The sequence below is a fragment of the Amycolatopsis sp. NPDC102389 genome, assembly GCF_044765885.1.
GTDB lineage: Bacteria > Actinomycetota > Actinomycetes > Mycobacteriales > Pseudonocardiaceae > Amycolatopsis.
The window spans coordinates 74213-92048 of record NZ_JBIWKX010000023.1 but is presented as its reverse complement, the minus strand read 5'-3'; the positions used below and the strand labels follow the sequence as shown (position 1 = coordinate 92048).

The following is a 17836-nucleotide window of genomic DNA, read 5'->3' as shown; positions in this document are numbered from 1 at the left end:
GACCTTAGCCAAGACCCTCCAGCGCGGGAACAAGGTCACCGGTCTGCACTACGCCCATCCGCCGGGTCGCCCTGGTCAGGGCCACATAAAGATCGTTGAGCCCACGCGGCGACCCGGCGACGACCTCGTCGGGCGCGATCAGCACCACGGAGTCGAACTCGAGGCCCTTCGCCCGCTCGACCGGCATCACCGACACCCGGTCGCCCGACTCGCCGAGCGTCTCCGAAAGAGTCGAGACCCAGGACGACGGACACAGCACGGCGACCGTCCCACCGTCCACAGCGGACAGTTCGGCGTCGACGAGACCGGGCAGTTCCGCGGCGAGATCCGCCGGGGCGACCGTCCGCAGCCAAGGCTCGAAACCCGTCTCCCGCACCGAAACCGGCGCTTCGAGTTCCGGATTGACGTCGGCGAGCACCCGGGACGCGACGGCCATGATCTCGGCCGGGGTCCGGTAGTTCACGGTCAGTTCTTCGAGGCGCCAGCGGTCGGCGACGTACGGCGAAAGCGCCTCTCCCCACGACTTCGCCCCGCCGGCCGCGCCGGTCTGTGCGACGTCGCCGACCAGCGTCATCGACCGGTTCGGCGAGCGGCGCATCAGCAGCCGCCAGTCCATCGCGGTCAGTTCCTGCGCCTCGTCGACGATCACGTGCCCGAAGGTCCAGGTCCGGTCCTGCGCGGCCCGCTGCGCCGCGGTCATCTCGCTACGGCGCTGCTGGCGTTCGGCGAACAGTTCGGCGTCGAGGACGTCGCCCACACGCAGCAGCTCCTCGTCGACGATCTCCTCGTCCTGTTCGAGGATGTCGAGCACGCCTTCCGCGTAGGCGCGGTCTTCCCGCTCACGGCGAGCGGCCTCGGCACGGGCTTCGGTGTCGTCCTCGCCGAGCAGCTCGGCGAGTTCGTCGAGCAACGGGACGTCCGACGGGCTCCACGTCGCGTCCGTCGGGCTGTAGAGATGTTCACGATCGGTGTCCGACAAGGCTTTCCCGGCCGCGCTGCGTAGCCGTTCGCGGTCGGCGAACAGCTCGTCGAGCACGACTTCCGGGGTGAGTTTGGGCCACAGCCCGTCGATCGCGGCGGCCACGTTCCGGTCCGCGGCGACCTCGGCGCGGATGTCCTGGACGTCCCGCGCGTCGAGCAGGTCCTCCCCCAGTTTCCGGGCGGCCTGCCGGGTCAGCGCGTCGAGGAGGTCCGAAACGAAGATCCGCCGCGCCAGATTGTGCGGACGGCGCGACCGGCGGGCCCGCGTCCGCGCCTCGGTGCAGGTCTTGCGGTCGAGCATGAGGATCTCGCGCTCGAACTCGATCTCCAGCACCGGCTCCGGCACCCGCTGCCGGTCTCGGACCGCGTTGGCGAGTACGTCGGTCATCACCGGACGGCCCTTGATCTCGGCGGCCTCGCGGGTGACCGGCCCGGTGGCGTCCAGACCCGGGTACAGCTGCCCGATCGTGGCCAGCAGCACCCCGGTCTCGCCCAGCGACGGCAGGACCTGCCCGATGTAGCGAAGGAACGTGCTGTTCGGCCCGACCACCAGCACGCCGCGAGTGGTGAGCTGCTGGCGGTGGGTGTAGAGCAGGTACGCCGCGCGATGCAGCGCGACGGCCGTCTTGCCGGTTCCCGGCCCGCCCTGGACCACCAGGACGCCGTTCGGCGACGCGCGGATGATGCGATCCTGCTCAGCCTGGATGGTGGCGACGATGTCGCTCATCTCACCGGTGCGGCGGCGCTCCAGCGCGGCCAGCAGCGCCGCCTCGCCCGCGAGGCCGAGGTCCTGGCCCTGGTCTGCGGCGGAGAGGTCGAGGATCTCGTCGTCGACGCCGACGACCTTCCGGCTCAGCGACCGGATATGGCGCCGCCGCCGCACACCTTCGGGTGAAGCGGCGGTGGCGAGGTAGAAGGGCCGCGCGACCGGCGCGCGCCAGTCGACGAGCAGCGGGCGGTAGTCGTCGTCCTCGTCGAACAGCCCGAGCCGCCCGATGTAGGTGGTCTCCTCCGCGTGGTCCGGCAGGAAGTCGAGGCGGCCGAAGCACAGGCCCTGCTCGACGGAGCTCAGCTGGGCCAGCCTGTCGGTGTACAGCGTCGTGGCGACGTCGCGTTCGGTGCGCGCCTGCGGGGTGCCGCCGGTCTGGCGCAGCGTCTCGTCGAGCCTGCGCTGCGCGTCGACGCGTTCGATGTCGAGCTTGCGGTAGAGGGTGGTGACGTACTGCTGCTCGAGCGCGACGTCCTGCTCGAGCGCGTCGGGTTCCCGGTCCGGGGACACGGACAAAAGCAGCCTGCTTTCGAGAGGTGGGACAGGGGCCGAACGAGTTACAACGGCGCCCGCCATCATCTCATTCCCGCACTCTCACCCGGACCAGGAGGAAGGCCGACAGGGACAGGACAGTCGCCACACTCGCCCACACGACGTTCTCGTGGAGCAGGACGGCGAACGTGGCCGCGACCCCCGCGATCGACTGCGCGACGAACCCACACAGCGCGACGGCGTAGGCGCCGTGCCCGGGCACCTCGCTCACCGCGACGGCCATGCTGCTCGGGAAGAGCGCGGCCTGGCCGAACGTGGTCCCGCAGTAGAGCGCGACGAACGTCACGAAAGCGGCCGTGAGCGGGATCGCGGGCACGAGCCACAAGACGATCGTCAGCAGGCCCGCGCCGGTCATGACCAGCGCGCCCGCGCGCATCAGCCACGGCGATCCCTTGCGTCCGGCCAACCGGTTCACCAGCAGCGCGCCGGCGAAGTAGGCGAGCCCGAACAGGAGGCCCAAGCCGCCGTACTGGTCCGCGCTCAGCCCGAAGTGCTGCTGGAAGACGAACGGCGCGACCTCCTGGAGGAGCACGATCGTCGCGAAGCCGAGCCCCGCGGCGATCGTCGGCCGCAGGAACGCCGGAACGGTGAGGATCCGGAAGTAGATCCGGACCATGCCGGTCTTCTCCACGCGGCCCTTGGCGAGCGGGATCGTCAGCGTGCCCAGGACACACAGCACGCCCGCCGCCGTCAGCACCACGAAACCGCCCTGCCACCCGCCGATCAGCCCACCGGCGAACTGCCCGCCGCCGAGCGCGGTGACGAACGCGATGGACAGGATCGAAAGCCGTTTGGCGAGCGCGTCGCCGTCACCGAGGTCCCGCACGACGATGCGGGCGATGATGGCCGCGCCTCCGGCACCGATGCCTTGCAGGGAACGGAGAACGAGCAGCCACGCCGGGGAGGCGTTCACGATCAGGGCCGCGCTGGAGAGGACGAACAGGCCGAGTGCCGCCAGCATCGAGGCGCGCCGTCCGAGCCGGTCGGCCGCCCGGCCCCACAGCACCACCGGAGCCGCCGCGCCGACGACGAACAGCGACACCGAGAGCGCCGCGAAGCTGCGTGACACCGCGAAGTCGCGCTCGATCATCGGGAGGGAGGGAAGGTAGATCGTCGTCGCCATCTGGGCCGTGAAGACGACCAGGCAGGCGACCGCCATGGTCGCGCGTCCGGCTCGGACGGCGACCGGGCGCTCGGTTGTACACGTCACTCCGCCGGACGGTACTGACGGGTAACCGGACGCGCCGCCCTGTGCCACCCCTTGGGAAGCCGGGTCCGAACGTCCTGAAGGCACCCTTCAGGACAGCAGGCGGCATGTCCTCGGAGTGGTCGTGAGCAGCTTGGTGCCCCGAATGTGGCATTGGGGACGTTGAGTGTCCCCAATGCCACATTGGGCGCATCCGTCTCTGCGGAGAGCGCTGGAGTGCCGGTACCGAACCGGACCCGAGTTCCCAATGTCGCATCAGGGACGCTCAGCGACTCAAATGCGACATTGGGCACCCCGGCACCCGGCCCGACACGCGTGAAGGCCCCCTTCCCTCGGCTGAGCCGAGGGAAGGGGGCCTTCACGCGCTACAAGATCAGAAAGGCAGCCCGATGGCGGGCAACCCGATCGCCGAGTCGACGGCCAGCGCGACGAACACGATCATCAGGTACGTGTTCGACCGGTGGAACAACGACATCGGCTTGGTCTCCTCGCCCCGCCGCACCGCCGCGTTCAGGCTGTGCGCGTAGAAGAGGAACCAGCCGCCCGCGAGGATCGCGAACGTCGTGTAGATCCAGCTCGTCACCGGGACCAGCAGCAGCGTCCACGCGACCATCACCCACGAGTAGATGACGATCTGCCGCGCCACGTGCTGCGGGGTGGCGACCACCGGCAGCATCGGCACGCCGGCGCGCTCGTAGTCGTCGCGGTACTTCATGCCCAGCGCCCAGGTGTGCGGCGGGGTCCAGAAGAAGATGACGCCGAACATCACGAACGCTGGCCACTCGACGGTGCCGGTGACGGCGGCCCAGCCGATGACGACCGGCATGCAGCCCGCCGCGCCGCCCCAGACCACGTTCTGTGACGTACGCCGCTTCAACACCAGCGTGTAGACGAAGATGTAGAAGAGGATCGTCACGATCGCGAGGATCGCCGAGAGCAGGTTCACCGTGAAATAGAGCACGACGAACGACAGGACGCCGAGCACGAGACCGAAGATCAGCGCGCCGCGCCGGGGAACGGATTCCTTCACCAGCGGCCGGCGCTTCGTGCGGTTCATCACCTTGTCGATGTCCGCGTCGATGACGCAGTTCAAGGCGTTCGCACTGCCGGCGGCCATGGTGCCGCCCACGAGCGTCGCGAGCACCAGCCACGGCGACGGGATTTCCCGTCCGGCCAGGAACATCGCGGGAATCGTGGTGACGAGGAGGAGCTCGATCACCCTGGGCTTCGCGAGGGCGGCGTACGCGCCGACGACCTGGCGGATTGTTCGCCGGCCACCGTGCGGTCGTTCACCGGTCGGATGTACGGCGCTGGTGCTGTCACTGCGTCCGTGCGCAGCGTTCACCAACGACATTTCACTCCCTGCGTCAGTTTTCGGGGCGGGGCCCACCAGGCTTCCGGGTGATGTGGCGGCCCCGGATCCGGAGTGTTCTGAACCCTTCCCCGATGGTAGACGTGCTGTTTCCAGAGGGTGATCGCGGGTCCTCGACCGGCCGAACCATTAGGCTGGCCGCGGTAGCTCGCGGCGTGCCCCTGCGAACGGCCCGGACCAGGAATATCGTCCCTTCCGGATCGATTGAGATTAGTAGCGGTACACGTGGGTTACCCACGAGGGAAGAGAAGCCACAACCTGATGACGGGGAGTTCGAGTTCAGTGTCCGAAACCGCCTCTACCAGCGAGAAGAACCCACTCCTCCGGCGCAACGTGCCCGCCGACTGGACCGAGAACGACACGCGGGCCGTCGACACCGTGCGGGTGCTCGCCGCGGACGCGGTCGAGAACTGCGGCAGCGGTCACCCCGGCACCGCGATGAGCCTGGCGCCGCTCGCGTACACGCTCTTCCAGCGGACGCTGCGTCATGACCCGGCGGACCCCGAGTGGCCCGCCCGTGACCGCTTCATCCTCTCCGCCGGTCACTCGAGCCTCACCCTCTACATCCAGCTGTACCTCGCCGGGTTCGGCCTGGAGCTGGAAGACCTGAAGCAGCTGCGCAAGTGGGACTCGAAGACCCCCGGTCACCCGGAGTACCGGCACACCAAGGGCGTCGAGACCACCACCGGCCCGCTCGGACAGGGCCTGGCCAACGCGGTCGGCATGGCGATGGCGGCCCGCCGCGAGCGCGGCCTGCTGGACCCGGACGCCCCGCAGGGCGAGAGCATCTTCGACCACTACGTCTACGTGATCGCCTCCGACGGTGACATCGAAGAGGGCGTCACCGCCGAGGCCTCCTCGATCGCCGGCCGCCAGGAGCTGGGCAACCTGATCGTCTTCTGGGACGACAACGAGATCTCGATCGAGGACGACACCAAGATCGCGCTGTCCGAGGACGTCGTGAAGCGCTACGAGGCCTACGGGTGGCACACCCAGGTCGTCGAGGGTGGCGAGGACGTCGTCGCGATCGAAGAGGCCATCAAGGCCGCGAAGGCCGAGACCGAGCGCCCGTCGTTCATCGCGCTGAAGACCGTCATCGGGTACCCGGCGCCGAAGAAGATGGGCACCGGCAAGGCGCACGGCGCCGCGCTCGGCGCCGAAGAGGTCGCCGCGGTGAAGGAGATCCTCGGTTTCGATCCGGAGCGGAGCTTCCAGGTCGACGACGAGGTCATCGCGCACACCCGTCAGGCCGTCGACCGGGGCAAGACCGCCCGCGCCGAATGGCAGGAGAAGTTCGAGGCGTGGGGCGCCGCCAACCCGGAGCGCAAGAAGATCGCCGACCGGATGGCCACCCGCTCGCTGCCCGAGGGCTTCGCCGACAACCTGCCGACGTGGGAGCCGGACGCCAAGGGCATCGCGACCCGCAAGGCCTCCGGTGAGGTGCTCAACGCCCTCGCCGAGCCGCTTCCCGAGCTGTGGGGCGGTTCCGCGGACCTCGCGGAGAGCAACAACACCACCATGAAGGGGGCCGACTCGTTCGGCCCGGAGAAGGCTTCCACCGACATGTGGAAGACCAGCCCGTACGGCCGGACGCTGCACTTCGGCATCCGCGAGCACGCGATGGGCTCGATCCTCAACGGCATCGCCCTGCACGGCGGCACCCGCCCCTACGGCGCGACGTTCCTGATCTTCTCCGACTACATGCGCCCGCCCGTGCGGCTGGCCGCGCTGATGAAGGCGCCGGTCACCTACGTGTGGACGCACGACTCGATCGGCCTGGGCGAGGACGGCCCCACCCACCAGCCGATCGAGCAGCTCTCCTCGCTGCGCGCGATCCCCGGCCTCAACGTCGTCCGCCCGGCGGACGCCAACGAGACCGCGTACGCGTGGAAGGCCGTCCTGGAGGACGTCCACCACCCGTCGGGCCTCGCGCTGACCCGGCAGAACGTGCCGGTCCTGGAGGGCACCAGCGCCGAGGGCGTCAAGCGGGGCGGTTACGTCCTCGCCGAGGCGTCCAACGGCAACCCCGAGGTCGTGCTGATCGCGACCGGCTCCGAGGTCCAGCTGGCCGTCGAGGCCCGCAAGACCCTCGAGGCCGACGGCATCCCGGCGAGCGTCGTCTCGATGCCGTGTGTCGAGTGGTTCGACGCGCAGGAGCAGTCCTACAAGGACGCGGTGCTCCCGCCGTCGGTCAAGGCACGCGTCTCCGTCGAAGCCGGTATCGCCCAGTCGTGGCACCGCTTCACCGGTGACGCCGGGGTGAACGTTTCGATCGAGCACTTCGGTGCGTCGGCCGACGCCGCCACACTGTTCCGTGAGTTCGGTTTCACCGCGGAGGCAGTCGTCGAGGCCGCCCGTCGCTCGATCGCCAACACCAAGAACTGAAGGGTGCCACCTCATCCCCACCACCCACCCTTAACTGAGGCGCTTCGCGCCGCTGAAAGGATTCCAATGAGCAACGACAAGCTCGCGCAGCTGTCCGAGGCCGGGGTGTCGATCTGGCTCGACGACCTGTCTCGTGAGCGCCTGAACACCGGCAATCTCGCCGACCTGATCCGCGACAAGCACGTCGTGGGCGTCACGACCAACCCGACGATCTTCGCCAACGCGATGTCGAAGGGCGAGGCGTACGACGAGCAGACCAAGGAGCTCGCCGCCCGCGGCGCCGACGTCGAGGCCACCATCCGGGAGCTGACCACCACCGACGTGCGCAACGCCGCGGACCTGTTCCGCGACGTGTACACCGCCACGAACGGGGTCGACGGCCGGGTGTCCATCGAGGTGGACCCGCGGCTGGCCAAGGACTCCGACAAGACGGTGGCCGAGGCGCAGGACCTGTGGAAGACCGTCGACCGGCCGAACGTGCTGATCAAGATCCCGGCCACCGAAGAGGGTCTCCCGGCGATCACCAAGACCCTGGCCGAGGGCATCAGCGTCAACGTCACGCTGATCTTCTCGGTCGAGCGGTACCGGGCGGTCATCGAGGCCTACTTCGCCGGGCTGGAGCAGGCGAAAGCCAACGGCCACGACCTCAAGGGCATCCACTCGGTCGCGTCGTTCTTCGTGTCCCGTGTGGACACCGAGATCGACAAGCGGCTCGACGCGATCGGCACCGACTCGGCCACCGCGCTGCGCGGTGAGGCCGCGATCGCCAACGCGCGGCTCGCGTACGCGGCGTTCGAGGAGCTGTTCGCTTCGGACCGCTGGAAGGCGCTCGCCGAGGCCGGCGCGAACGCGCAGCGTCCGCTGTGGGCCTCCACCGGTGTGAAGGACCCGCAGTACTCCGACACCCGCTACGTGGACCAGCTCGTCGTCAAGGACACGGTCAACACGATGCCGGAGAAGACCCTCGACGCCGCGGGCGACCACGCCGAGATCACCGGGGACACGGTGACCGGCAAGGGCCCGGACGCACAGGTCGTCTTCGACAAGCTGCGCGTGGTCGGCATCGACATCGACGACGTGTTCAAGGTCCTCGAGGACGAGGGCGTCGAGAAGTTCGAGAAGTCCTGGGTGGAGCTTCTCGAGACCGTCACCGGGCAGCTGCAAAAGGCAAAGGACTGATCTGGACCATGGCAGGGGAAACGACCGGCGTCGAAATCGTCGACGCCGCCCTGGCCGGCGAAGCCGCTCCGTTCGCGGAGCGGCTCGTCGCCGACCAGGTCGCATCGAAACTGGCGTCCCAGGACGCCACACTGTGGGGTCCCGAAGCCGAGTCCGAAGCGTCGATCCGTCTCTCGTGGACGACGCTGCACAAGTCCTCGCGGCCGTTGATCGGCGAGATCGAGGCACTGCGGACCGAACTGCGTTCCGAGGGCGTCGACCGTGTCGTCCTCGCGGGCATGGGCGGTTCGTCGCTGGCCCCCGAGGTCATCACCGCGACCGACGGCGTCCCGCTGACGGTCCTCGACACGACCGACCCGGGTCAGGTCGCCGACGCGTTGGCCGGTGACCTGGAGCGCACGGTCATCGTCGTGTCGTCGAAATCCGGCGGCACCGTCGAGACCGACAGCCACCGGCGGATCTTCGCGAAGGCCTTCGCCGACGCGGGCATCGACGCGGCCCGGCGGATCGTGGTCGTCACCGACCCCGGCTCGCCGTTCGCGGAACTGTCCGAAAAGGAGGGTTACCGCAAGGTCTTCCTCGCCGACCCGAACGTCGGCGGCCGTTACTCGGCGCTGACCGCGTTCGGGCTCGTCCCGGCCGGGCTCGCCGGCGCGGACGTCGCCCGCCTGCTCGACCAGGCCGCTTCGGTGGCCGACGAGCTGGCAGCCGACTCCGTGGACAACCCCGCGGTCAAGCTCGCGGCAGCGTGGGCGGCGGCGCACGAAGAGGGCGCCGAGAAGGTCGTCATCGCCGACACGGGTTCCGGCATCAAGGGCTTTGCCGACTGGGCGGAGCAGCTGATCGCCGAGTCCACCGGCAAGCAGGGCACCGGCCTTCTGCCGGTCGCCGTCGAAGGTCCGGACTCCCCCGGGTTCGCCGACGCGAAGTCCGACGCCACCCCGGTGGCGGTCGGCCAGGCCGAAGGCACCGCGAAGATCTCCGTGACCGGCTCGCTCGGCGCGCAGTTCCTGCTGTGGGAGTTCGCCACCGCGCTCGCCGGACGGCTGCTCGGGATCAACCCGTTCGACCAGCCCGACGTCGAGGCCGCCAAGAAGGCCGCGCGTTCGCTGCTCGACAACCCGGACAAGCTCAAGGGCGGCGAAGAACCGTCCACTGTGGACGGCGCGGTCGAGGTGTTCGGCTCGGAAGGCGTGGTGACGGAAGGGAAGCTCGCGGACATCCTGCGGGCTTTCTTCGATTCCGCCCCGGAAACCGGCTACATCGCGGTGCAGGCGTACCTCGACCGGCTCGACGACGCGTCGACGGCGGTCCTGCGCGGCGAGATCGCCAAGCGGACCGGTCGCCAGACCACCTTCGGGTGGGGGCCGCGGTTCCTGCACTCCACCGGGCAGTACCACAAGGGCGGGCACCAGAACGGTGTCTTCCTGCAGATCACCGGCGCCGTCGAGGACGATCTCGACGTTCCGGACCGGCCGTACACGCTGGGCGTCCTGCAGCACGCGCAGGCGCTGGGTGACGGCCAGGTGCTCGCCGAGCACGGTCGTCCGGTGCTGCGCCTGCACCTCACCGACCGGGCCGCCGGCCTGGCCGGACTGGTCCGCGCGGTACAGGAGGCCGGCGAGTGACACGAGCCTGGAACAACCCGCTGCGCGATCCGCGCGACAAGCGGCTGCCGAGGATCGCCGGACCGTCCAGCCTGGTCATCTTCGGCGTGACCGGTGACCTCGCCCGCAAGAAGCTGATGCCGGCGATCTACGACCTCGCCCACCGCGGGCTGCTGCCCGCCGGGTTCTCGCTGGTCGGTTTCGCCCGCCGGGACTGGGAGCACCAGGACTTCGGCGAGCTCGTGCACGATTCGGTCAAGGAGCACGCGCGGACGCCGTTCAAGGAGTCGGTGTGGAACCGGCTCGCCGAAGGCATCCGGTTCGTCCAGGGCACCTTCGACGACGACGACGCCTTCGACCGGCTCGCGCAGACGGTCAAGGACCTCGACGCCGAACGTGGCACCGGTGGCAACACCGCGTTCTACCTGTCGATCCCGCCGAGCGCGTTCCCGGTGGTGACCAAGCAGCTCGCCCGCTCCGGCCTCGCCGACGCGAGCGAGGACACCTGGCGCCGCGTCGTCATCGAGAAGCCGTTCGGCCGCGATCTCAAGAGCGCCAAGGAGCTCAACGAGATCGTGAACGACGTCTTCCCCGAGGAGTCGGTGTTCCGCATCGACCACTACCTCGGCAAGGAGACGGTGCAGAACCTGCTGGCGCTGCGGTTCGCGAACCAGCTGTTCGAACCGATCTGGAACGCCAACTACGTCGACCACGTGCAGATCACCATGGCCGAGGACATCGGCCTCGGCGGCCGCGCGGGGTACTACGACGGCATCGGCGCCGCCCGCGACGTCATCCAGAACCACCTGCTGCAGCTCCTCGCGCTGACCGCGATGGAGGAGCCGGTCTCGTTCGCTCCGCGCGCTCTCCGCGCGGAGAAGGTGAAGGTGCTCTCGGCGACGAAGCCCCTGGGCCCGCTCGACGAGACCACCGCGCGCGGGCAGTACGCGGGCGGCTGGCAGGGCGGCATGAAGGTGCCGGGCCTGCTGCAGGAAGGCGGCTTCGCGAAGGACTCGACCACCGAGACCTACGCCGCGGTGACGCTGGAGGTGCAGAACCGCCGCTGGGCGGGTGTGCCGTTCTACCTGCGCACCGGCAAGCGGCTGGGCCGCCGGGTCACCGAGATCGCCGTGGTGTTCAAGCGGGCGCCGCATCTGCCGTTCGACTCGACCTCGACCGAGGAGCTGGGCCAGAACGCGCTGGTGATCCGGGTGCAGCCCGACGAGGGCATCACGCTGCGGTTCGGGTCGAAGGTGCCGGGAACCACGATGGAGGTCCGCGACGTCACGATGGACTTCGGCTACGGGCACGCCTTCACCGAGTCGTCCCCGGAGGCCTACGAGCGGCTCATCCTGGACGTGCTGCTCGGCGAACCGTCGCTGTTCCCGGTGAACGAAGAGGTCGAACTGTCCTGGGAGATCCTGGACCCGATCCTCGACCACTGGGCGAAGAAGGGCGCGCCCGAGGCGTACCCGCCCGGTTCGTGGGGACCGCCGTCCGCGGACGAAATGCTGGAACGTACCGGCCGGAACTGGAGGCGTCCGTGATCATCGACCTGCCGTCGACCACGACGTCGCAGCTGAACAAGAAACTCGTCGAGATCCGCGAACAGGGCGGGCAGGTGGCGCTCGGCCGGGTGCTGACGCTGGTCATAGTGGCCGACGACGACGACAAACTCGAAGAGGCGATCGAGGCCGCCAACGAGGCCAGCCGGGAACACCCCTCGCGGGTGATCGTGGTGGCCAAGGGCGCGCGGACCGCTGCCCCGCGGATCGACGGCCAGATCCGGGTCGGCGGCGACGCCGGCGCGAGCGAGGTCATCGTCCTGCGGCTCTACGGGCCGCTGGCGTCGCAGGGGCAGAGCGCGGTCGTGCCGCTGCTGCTGCCGGACGCGCCGATCGTCACCTGGTGGCCCGGCACCGGTCCGAAGGCCCCGGCAAAGGACCCGCTCGGTGAGCTGGCGCAGCGCCGGATCACCGACTCGGCGGCGGAAAAGGCGCCCATAAGGGCACTCACCACCCGGGCGAAGTCCTATGTGGAGGGTGATACCGATCTGGCGTGGACCAGGCTGACCCGGTGGCGCGCGCAGCTGGTGTCCGCTTTGGACCTTCCGCCGTACGAGAAGGTCACCGGCGCGACCGTGACCGGCGAGGCCGACTCTCCCTCGACCGAACTGCTCGCCGGCTGGCTGGCCGAGTACCTCAAGGTGCCGGTGAAGCGGGTCAAGAGCAGCGGCGCCGCGGGCATCATCTCGGTGACGCTGGACCGGCGTTCCGGCCCGGTGGAACTGCACCGGCCGGACGGACGGGTCGGCACGCTGACCCAGCCGGGCCAGCCGACGCGCCGGATCTCCCTGCAGCGGCGGGACAACAAGGACTGCCTGATCGAGGAGCTGCGGCGGCTCGACCCGGACGAGGTCTACGAGGCTTCGCTGAACGGGCTCGGCAAGATCTCGACGGGTACCGCGGCCAAGGCCGCTCCGGCGAAGAAGGCGGCTCCGGCGGCGAAGAAGGCTTCGGCCGCCAAGACCGCGAAGAGTGCCTCATGAGCAAGACCGAGGTCGTCGTCTACGAGAACCCGGACCTCCTGGCCGCCGCCGCGGCGGCCAGGCTGGTCACCCGGCTCGTGGACGTCCAGGCCGCCAAGGGCTCCGCTTCGGTGGTGCTCACCGGCGGCGGCACCGGGATCGCGATCCTGCGGGAGCTGCGTGACTCCAGTGCCCGTGACGCCGTCGACTGGTCGCGGCTGGACGTCTACTGGGGCGACGAGCGCTTCGTCCCGGCGGATTCGGACGACCGCAACGAGAAGCAGGCCCGCGAGGCGCTGCTCGACCACGTCCCGCTCGACCCGAAGCGGGTGCACACCATGGCACCCTCGGACGGCGAGTTCGGCGACGACGTGGACACCGCCGCCGCGGCCTATGCTGACGTGCTCGCCGCCAACGACGCGGCGTTCGACGTCATGCTGCTGGGGCTCGGCGGGGAGGGGCACACCGCCTCGATCTTCCCCGACAGCCCGGCGGTGCACGAGAAAGAGCGCTCGGTCGTCGCGGTGCGGGACTGCCCGAAGCCGCCGCCGACCCGGATCTCGCTGACCCTGCCCGCGATCCGTCGCGCGCAGGACATCTGGCTGGTCACCGGCGGCGACGCCAAGGCGGACGCCGTCGCGCAGGCGCTGGCCGGCGCCGGCGAGGTCGAGATCCCGGTGGCGGGGGCACGCGGCAGCCGTCGCACGCTCTGGCTGCTGGACCGAGGCTCCGCCTCGAAGCTGACGAAGGTCTACCAGACTCCGTCAGCCTGACGCTTTTCGCACGTGAAGGCCCCCTTCCCTCGGCCACGGTTTCGAATGACCAGCCGAGGGAAGGGGGCCTTCACGCGCTTCAGGGATAGTGGTGCCACCCCCATGGCGGAAGTCCGTGAAGGCCTCCTTCCCTACCCTGAAGGTAGTGAAGGAGGCCTTCACGGACCTCGCGCGGCAGGGTCACCGCGCGACCACGAAACGTGACATAGATCAACTCCCGGCGACTTTCGCATCAGAGAGGACTTGTTCGCGCGTCGAAATGATCAGCGGACCACCGAGCCCGGGTGGTCCGGTGTGGAATCGACCGACCGAACGTTCATGCACTTGTCCGCAGAACGGACAGTGACCGGACAGTCGCTAGCCCGACTGGGGGAAACTTACCGCCCTTGAACATCCACCCGTTAGCATCCGCACATTTGTTCGTTCCTGCGCGTCCCGATCGGGCGAAGAACACGTCTCACCATTCAAGTCCACAAGACGAGTGAGGTCGCCAGCGATGAGCACAGAGGGTCTCTCGATGCCAGGTATCTCGGTGGGCGGCTCCGGAGCGGACGCCGCCGACCGGATGCGCCGTGCCGCCGGGGTCATGTCGTTCGCCAAGATCAAACGTCCGGCGCTGGTCGCGCTGGGCATCGACACACTCGCGATCTTCCTGGCCGCACTCGACGTGTGGCTGGTGATCCCCGAGAAGGCTCAGCCCTACTCCATCTACCTGTCCGGCGCCGCGTGCCTCGGCCTCGCCTTCCGGCGCAAGCTGCCGTTCCTCGCGGTGATCGTCACCGTCCCCGGGTTCCTGGCGGGCTGGTCGCAGCTGGCCGCGATGATCGCGCTCGGCTTCCTCGCCACCCGCAAACAGATGCACTGGCAGACCTGGACCGGGTTCGCGCTCGTCTTCACCTGCCGGTTCGTCCAGTGGCCGCTGGCCGACTTCGTCGAGCTCAGCTGGCGTGAACACGTCCTGGACGGGATCTACGGCGTCATCGTCGCCGGGATGCCGGTGGCCATCGGCCTGCTCATCGGAGCGCGGACCGAGATCTCGCAGAAGCTCTCCGAACTGGCCGCCAGCCGCGATCGTGAGCGCCGCTTCCACGCCGACGCCGTCCGCGCGGAAGAGCGCGCCCGCCTCGCGCGGGAGATGCACGACGTCGTCTCGCACCAGATCACGCTGATCGCGATGCAGGCCGGCGCGTTGCAGGCGCAGACCACCGATGCCCGGTCGCTCGAAACCGCGCAGGTCATCCGGAAGCTGAGCACCAAGACGCTCGAAGAACTGCGCTCACTCGTCAGCGTGCTCCGCTCGGGTTCCGAAGACGACGGGCCGCGGCCGGGGATCAACGAACTCGACCGGCTGATCCGCGGCTCGGACGTCCCGGTGCACCTCACCGTCGAGCGGATCCCCGACCTGCTGCCCAGCCAGGTTTCGGCGGCGGCCTATCGGACCGTGCAGGAATGCCTCACCAACGTGCACAAGCACGCACCGGGCGCCACCGCGACCATCCGGATCCAGGGCGAGCACGGTTCGCTCAAGGTCGAAATACGCAACGAGCGCGCTCGGACCCCCGGTTCGGCCCTTCCCTCGGGAGGGCATGGGCTGACCGGGCTGGCCGAACGCGCTCGACTGCTGGGTGGGAGCTTCGAGACCGCCGACACCGAGGACGGCGGGTTCCGGGTGCGTGCCCGATACCCGCTCGACCGGTGAACGAAGTCTAGATCTCCCGGCGCTGGCGCAACCGCTCCAGCGCCTCGGCGAGAATGGCCTCGCCGTCGGCGTCGGAACGCCGTTCCTTCACGTACGCGAGGTGAGTCTTGTAAGGCTCGGTCCGCGGCGCGGCAGGAGGGTTCTTCTCGTCCTGCCCACCGGGGAGCCCGCAGCGCGGGCAGTCCCACTCGTCGGGAATCTCCGCGTCCATCGAGAACGAAGGCTGTGCCTCGTGCCCGTTGGCGCACCAGTAGGAAATACGGCGCCGCGGCGCCGACTCACCCCGCTCCGATTCGCCCGAAGGACCGGCACCCACACGGGTGCCCCGAATCGCGTTACCGCCAACCATGAATCCTCACACCTATAGGGATCGGCGGCGCGCCCCCCCATAGGCACGCCGAAACACCTGGATCGATCAGACCTTGAGCAGGAGCCCGAGGCCGATGATGCTGATCAGCCACACCGCGCCCAGCAGCAGCGTGATCCGGTCGAGGTTCTTCTCGGCCACGCTCGAGCCCGACAGGCTCGACTGCATACCGCCACCGAACAGCGAAGACAGACCGCCACCACGGCCGCGGTGCAGCAGCACGGCGACCACCAGCAGCACGCTGGAGGCGATCAACAGGATTTGCAGGAACAGCTTCATGTCATCCTCTGCGCTCTTGGAGAATGCAGGAAAACGGTGTGCACAGGCGGCTCATGGCCACCAGGACACACCGTACTCCTGGACTCGTCCACTGCTGTGTGACGGACCGGATACCCAGGTTACCCGGTAGGTGCCCCGATCAGGGCAGGGGCCCGCCCGCGGCGAGTGCGCAGAGTTTGGTGAACTCGTCACCATCCAGGCTGGCACCACCGACGAGCGCACCATCGATGTTCTCGCAGGCGACGAGGTCACTGATGTTGTTGGCCTTGGCCGAGCCCCCGTAGAGCACGCGGACCGAGGACGCGACCTCGGCACCGTACTTCTCGGCGAGGGTGGCGCGGATGGCTCCGCACACCTCCTCGGCGTCCGCCGGGGTCGCGACCTTGCCGGTCCCGATGGCCCAGACGGGCTCGTAGGCGACGACGACGTCCTTGACCTGCTCGGCCTTGAGCCCCTTGAGGCCCTCGACCAGCTGGGCCGTGGTGTGGGCGATGTGCTCGCCGGCCTCGCGGACCTCGAGCTTCTCCCCCACGCACAGGATCGGCGAGATGCCGTGCTTGAGCGCGGCCTTGACCTTCTTGTTCACCAGTTCGTCGGACTCGCCGTGGTACTCACGCCGCTCCGAGTGCCCGACGGTGACGAAGCTGCAGCCCAGCTTCGCCAGCATCGGGCCCGACACCTCACCGGTGTAGGCACCGGAGTCGTGCGCCGACAGGTCCTGAGCGCCGTAGGTGAGCGACAGCTTGTCGCCGTCGGTCAGCGTCTGGACGCTGCGGATGTCGGTGAACGGCGGCAGGACCGCGACGTCGACCTTCGCGTAGTACTTCTCCGGCAGGGCGAAGGCGATCTTCTGAACCAGCGCGATGGCTTCGAGGTGGTTCTGGTTCATCTTCCAGTTGCCGGCGATGAGCGGTTTGCGCGCCACTAGTCGTTCTCTCCCAGCACAGCGACTCCGGGCAGTTCCTTGCCCTCCAGGTACTCCAGCGACGCGCCGCCGCCGGTCGAGATATGCGAGAAGCCGTCCTCGGGGAGGCCGAGCTGCCGCACTGCGGCGGCGGAGTCGCCACCGCCGACCACGGTGAAGGCGTCGCTCTTGACCAGCGCTTCGGCCACCGCACGGGTGCCACCGGCGAAGGACTCGAACTCGAACACGCCCATCGGGCCGTTCCAGAACACGGTCGCCGCGTCGGCCAGCTTGCCCGCGAACAGCTCACGCGACTTCGGGCCGATGTCGAGGCCCATGCGGTCGGCCGGGATGGCCTTCACGTCGACGACGTCGAACTCCGCGTCCGCGGCGAAGCCCGTGGCGGCGAGGACGTCCACCGGCAGGATCAGCTCGACGCCGCGCTTCTCCGCCTCGGCGAGGAAGCCGCGGACCTGGTCCAGCTGGTCCTCCTGGAGCAGCGAGTTTCCGACCTCGTGGCCCTGGGCCTTGAGGAAGGTGTACGCCATGCCGCCGCCGATGAGCAGCCTGTCGACCTTGGTCAGCAGGTTGGCGATGACACCCAGCTTGTCCGACACCTTCGCGCCGCCGAGAACGACGACGTACGGGCGCGCGAGGTCCTCGGTGAGCTTCTTGAGGACGTCGACCTCGGCCAGAACCAGACCGCCCGCATACGCAGGAAGCGCGCGAGCGATCTCGTAGACCGAAGCCTGCTTGCGGTGCACGACACCGAAACCGTCGGACACGAACGCGCCGCCCGGGACGAGCGCGGCCAGCTCGGCGGCCAGCTCCTTACGCTCGGCCTCGACCTTGCTGGTCTCCCGCGCGTCGAAACGCACGTTCTCCAGCAGGGCCACCTGGCCGTCGGTCAGCGCGGCGACGGTGGCCTTGGCGGACTCGCCGACCAGGTCACCCGCCAGCGGGACGTCGACACCGAGCAGCTCGGTGAGCTTCGCGGCGACGGGCGCGAGCGAGAACTTCGGGTCCGGCTCGCCCTTGGGACGGCCGAGGTGCGCCGTGACGACCACCTTCGCGCCCGCCTCGGCGAGCCGCTTGAGGGTCGGCAGGGCCGCGCGGACGCGGCCGTCGTCGGTGATGGTCTCCCCGTCGAGCGGGACGTTCAGGTCGGACCGTACGAGTACGAACCGGCCTGATACGTCCTCGCCCAGCAGGTCTTCGAGGTTCTTCAGTGCCAT

General features: G+C 69.1%; 14 protein-coding genes. 7 read left to right on the top strand and 7 right to left on the bottom strand.

The window, feature by feature from the left end:
- Positions 1-4: 4 nt before the first annotated feature.
- The 3 genes from ACIRGA_RS20845 to ACIRGA_RS20835 all read right to left on the bottom strand — a co-directional run bounded on the left by ACIRGA_RS20845 (position 5) and on the right by ACIRGA_RS20835 (position 4863).
- Complete coding sequence (locus ACIRGA_RS20845; protein WP_400943184.1) at positions 5-2266, bottom strand: HelD family protein; 2262 nt, start codon at positions 2264-2266, stop codon at positions 5-7.
- Between the two features lie 64 nt (positions 2267-2330).
- Positions 2331-3512 carry an MFS transporter gene (locus ACIRGA_RS20840; RefSeq protein ID WP_400943182.1) on the bottom strand — a complete coding sequence of 394 codons (1182 nt, stop codon included), beginning with the start codon at positions 3510-3512 and terminating at the stop codon, positions 2331-2333.
- A 370-nt stretch (positions 3513-3882) separates the two neighbouring features.
- The gene (locus ACIRGA_RS20835) at positions 3883-4863 is read right to left on the bottom strand and encodes a heme o synthase (protein WP_037344026.1); all 981 of its coding nucleotides are present in this window, start codon (positions 4861-4863) and stop codon (positions 3883-3885) included.
- A gap of 300 nt (positions 4864-5163) precedes the next feature.
- On the opposite strand from ACIRGA_RS20835, the gene tkt reads away from it, so the two are divergent.
- From tkt to ACIRGA_RS20800, 7 genes are all read left to right on the top strand, one after another.
- Entirely contained in the window at positions 5164-7266 is a 2103-nt protein-coding gene (gene tkt, locus ACIRGA_RS20830) for a transketolase (RefSeq protein WP_400943179.1), read from the top strand.
- 66 nt (positions 7267-7332) lie between these two features.
- Entirely contained in the window at positions 7333-8445 is a 1113-nt protein-coding gene (gene tal / locus ACIRGA_RS20825; protein WP_400943177.1) for a transaldolase, read from the top strand.
- 8 nt (positions 8446-8453) lie between these two features.
- Positions 8454-10073: a glucose-6-phosphate isomerase gene (locus ACIRGA_RS20820; RefSeq protein WP_400943175.1), complete on the top strand. Its 1620-nt coding sequence runs from the start codon at positions 8454-8456 to the stop codon at positions 10071-10073.
- Positions 10070-11599, top strand: coding sequence for a glucose-6-phosphate dehydrogenase (gene zwf, locus ACIRGA_RS20815; protein ID WP_038515523.1), 1530 nt, complete (start codon positions 10070-10072; stop codon positions 11597-11599). Before ACIRGA_RS20820 ends, zwf begins: the two co-directional genes overlap by 4 nt.
- The gene (opcA, locus tag ACIRGA_RS20810) at positions 11596-12600 is read left to right on the top strand and encodes a glucose-6-phosphate dehydrogenase assembly protein OpcA (protein WP_400943173.1); all 1005 of its coding nucleotides are present in this window, start codon (positions 11596-11598) and stop codon (positions 12598-12600) included. The genes zwf and opcA overlap by 4 nt, the downstream gene beginning before the upstream one ends.
- Positions 12597-13352 carry a 6-phosphogluconolactonase gene (gene pgl / locus ACIRGA_RS20805; RefSeq protein WP_400943171.1) on the top strand — a complete coding sequence of 252 codons (756 nt, stop codon included), beginning with the start codon at positions 12597-12599 and terminating at the stop codon, positions 13350-13352. Before opcA ends, pgl begins: the two co-directional genes overlap by 4 nt.
- 496 nt (positions 13353-13848) lie before the next feature.
- Positions 13849-15051, top strand: a complete 1203-nt coding sequence (locus tag ACIRGA_RS20800) for a sensor histidine kinase (RefSeq protein WP_400943168.1) — start codon at positions 13849-13851, stop codon at positions 15049-15051.
- A 7-nt stretch (positions 15052-15058) separates the two neighbouring features.
- On the opposite strand, the gene ACIRGA_RS20795 is transcribed toward ACIRGA_RS20800, so the two are convergent.
- From ACIRGA_RS20795 to ACIRGA_RS20780, 4 genes are all read right to left on the bottom strand, one after another.
- A complete protein-coding gene (locus ACIRGA_RS20795; RefSeq protein WP_034311760.1) occupies positions 15059-15400 on the bottom strand; it encodes an RNA polymerase-binding protein RbpA in 342 nt (113 codons plus the stop codon).
- Between the two features lie 66 nt (positions 15401-15466).
- The gene (gene secG / locus ACIRGA_RS20790) at positions 15467-15697 is read right to left on the bottom strand and encodes a preprotein translocase subunit SecG (RefSeq protein WP_016333144.1); all 231 of its coding nucleotides are present in this window, start codon (positions 15695-15697) and stop codon (positions 15467-15469) included.
- 139 nt (positions 15698-15836) lie between these two features.
- Complete coding sequence (gene tpiA, locus ACIRGA_RS20785) at positions 15837-16622, bottom strand: triose-phosphate isomerase (protein WP_400943166.1); 786 nt, start codon at positions 16620-16622, stop codon at positions 15837-15839.
- Positions 16622-17830 (bottom strand): phosphoglycerate kinase, encoded by a 1209-nt coding sequence (locus tag ACIRGA_RS20780; protein ID WP_400943242.1) that lies wholly within the window; start codon positions 17828-17830, stop codon positions 16622-16624. Before ACIRGA_RS20780 ends, tpiA begins: the two co-directional genes overlap by 1 nt.
- Positions 17831-17836 lie beyond the last annotated feature (6 nt).

Coding starts and splice junctions, on each gene's coding strand:
- ACIRGA_RS20835 (WP_037344026.1), bottom strand. CDS start 4,863: ATGTCGTTGGTGAACGCTGCGCACGGACGCAGTGACAGCACCAGCGCC.
- tal (WP_400943177.1), top strand. CDS start 7,333: ATGAGCAACGACAAGCTCGCGCAGCTGTCCGAGGCCGGGGTGTCGATC.
- ACIRGA_RS20820 (WP_400943175.1), top strand. CDS start 8,454: ATGGCAGGGGAAACGACCGGCGTCGAAATCGTCGACGCCGCCCTGGCC.
- pgl (WP_400943171.1), top strand. CDS start 12,597: ATGAGCAAGACCGAGGTCGTCGTCTACGAGAACCCGGACCTCCTGGCC.
- ACIRGA_RS20800 (WP_400943168.1), top strand. CDS start 13,849: ATGAGCACAGAGGGTCTCTCGATGCCAGGTATCTCGGTGGGCGGCTCC.
- ACIRGA_RS20795 (WP_034311760.1), bottom strand. CDS start 15,400: ATGGTTGGCGGTAACGCGATTCGGGGCACCCGTGTGGGTGCCGGTCCT.
- secG (WP_016333144.1), bottom strand. CDS start 15,697: ATGAAGCTGTTCCTGCAAATCCTGTTGATCGCCTCCAGCGTGCTGCTG.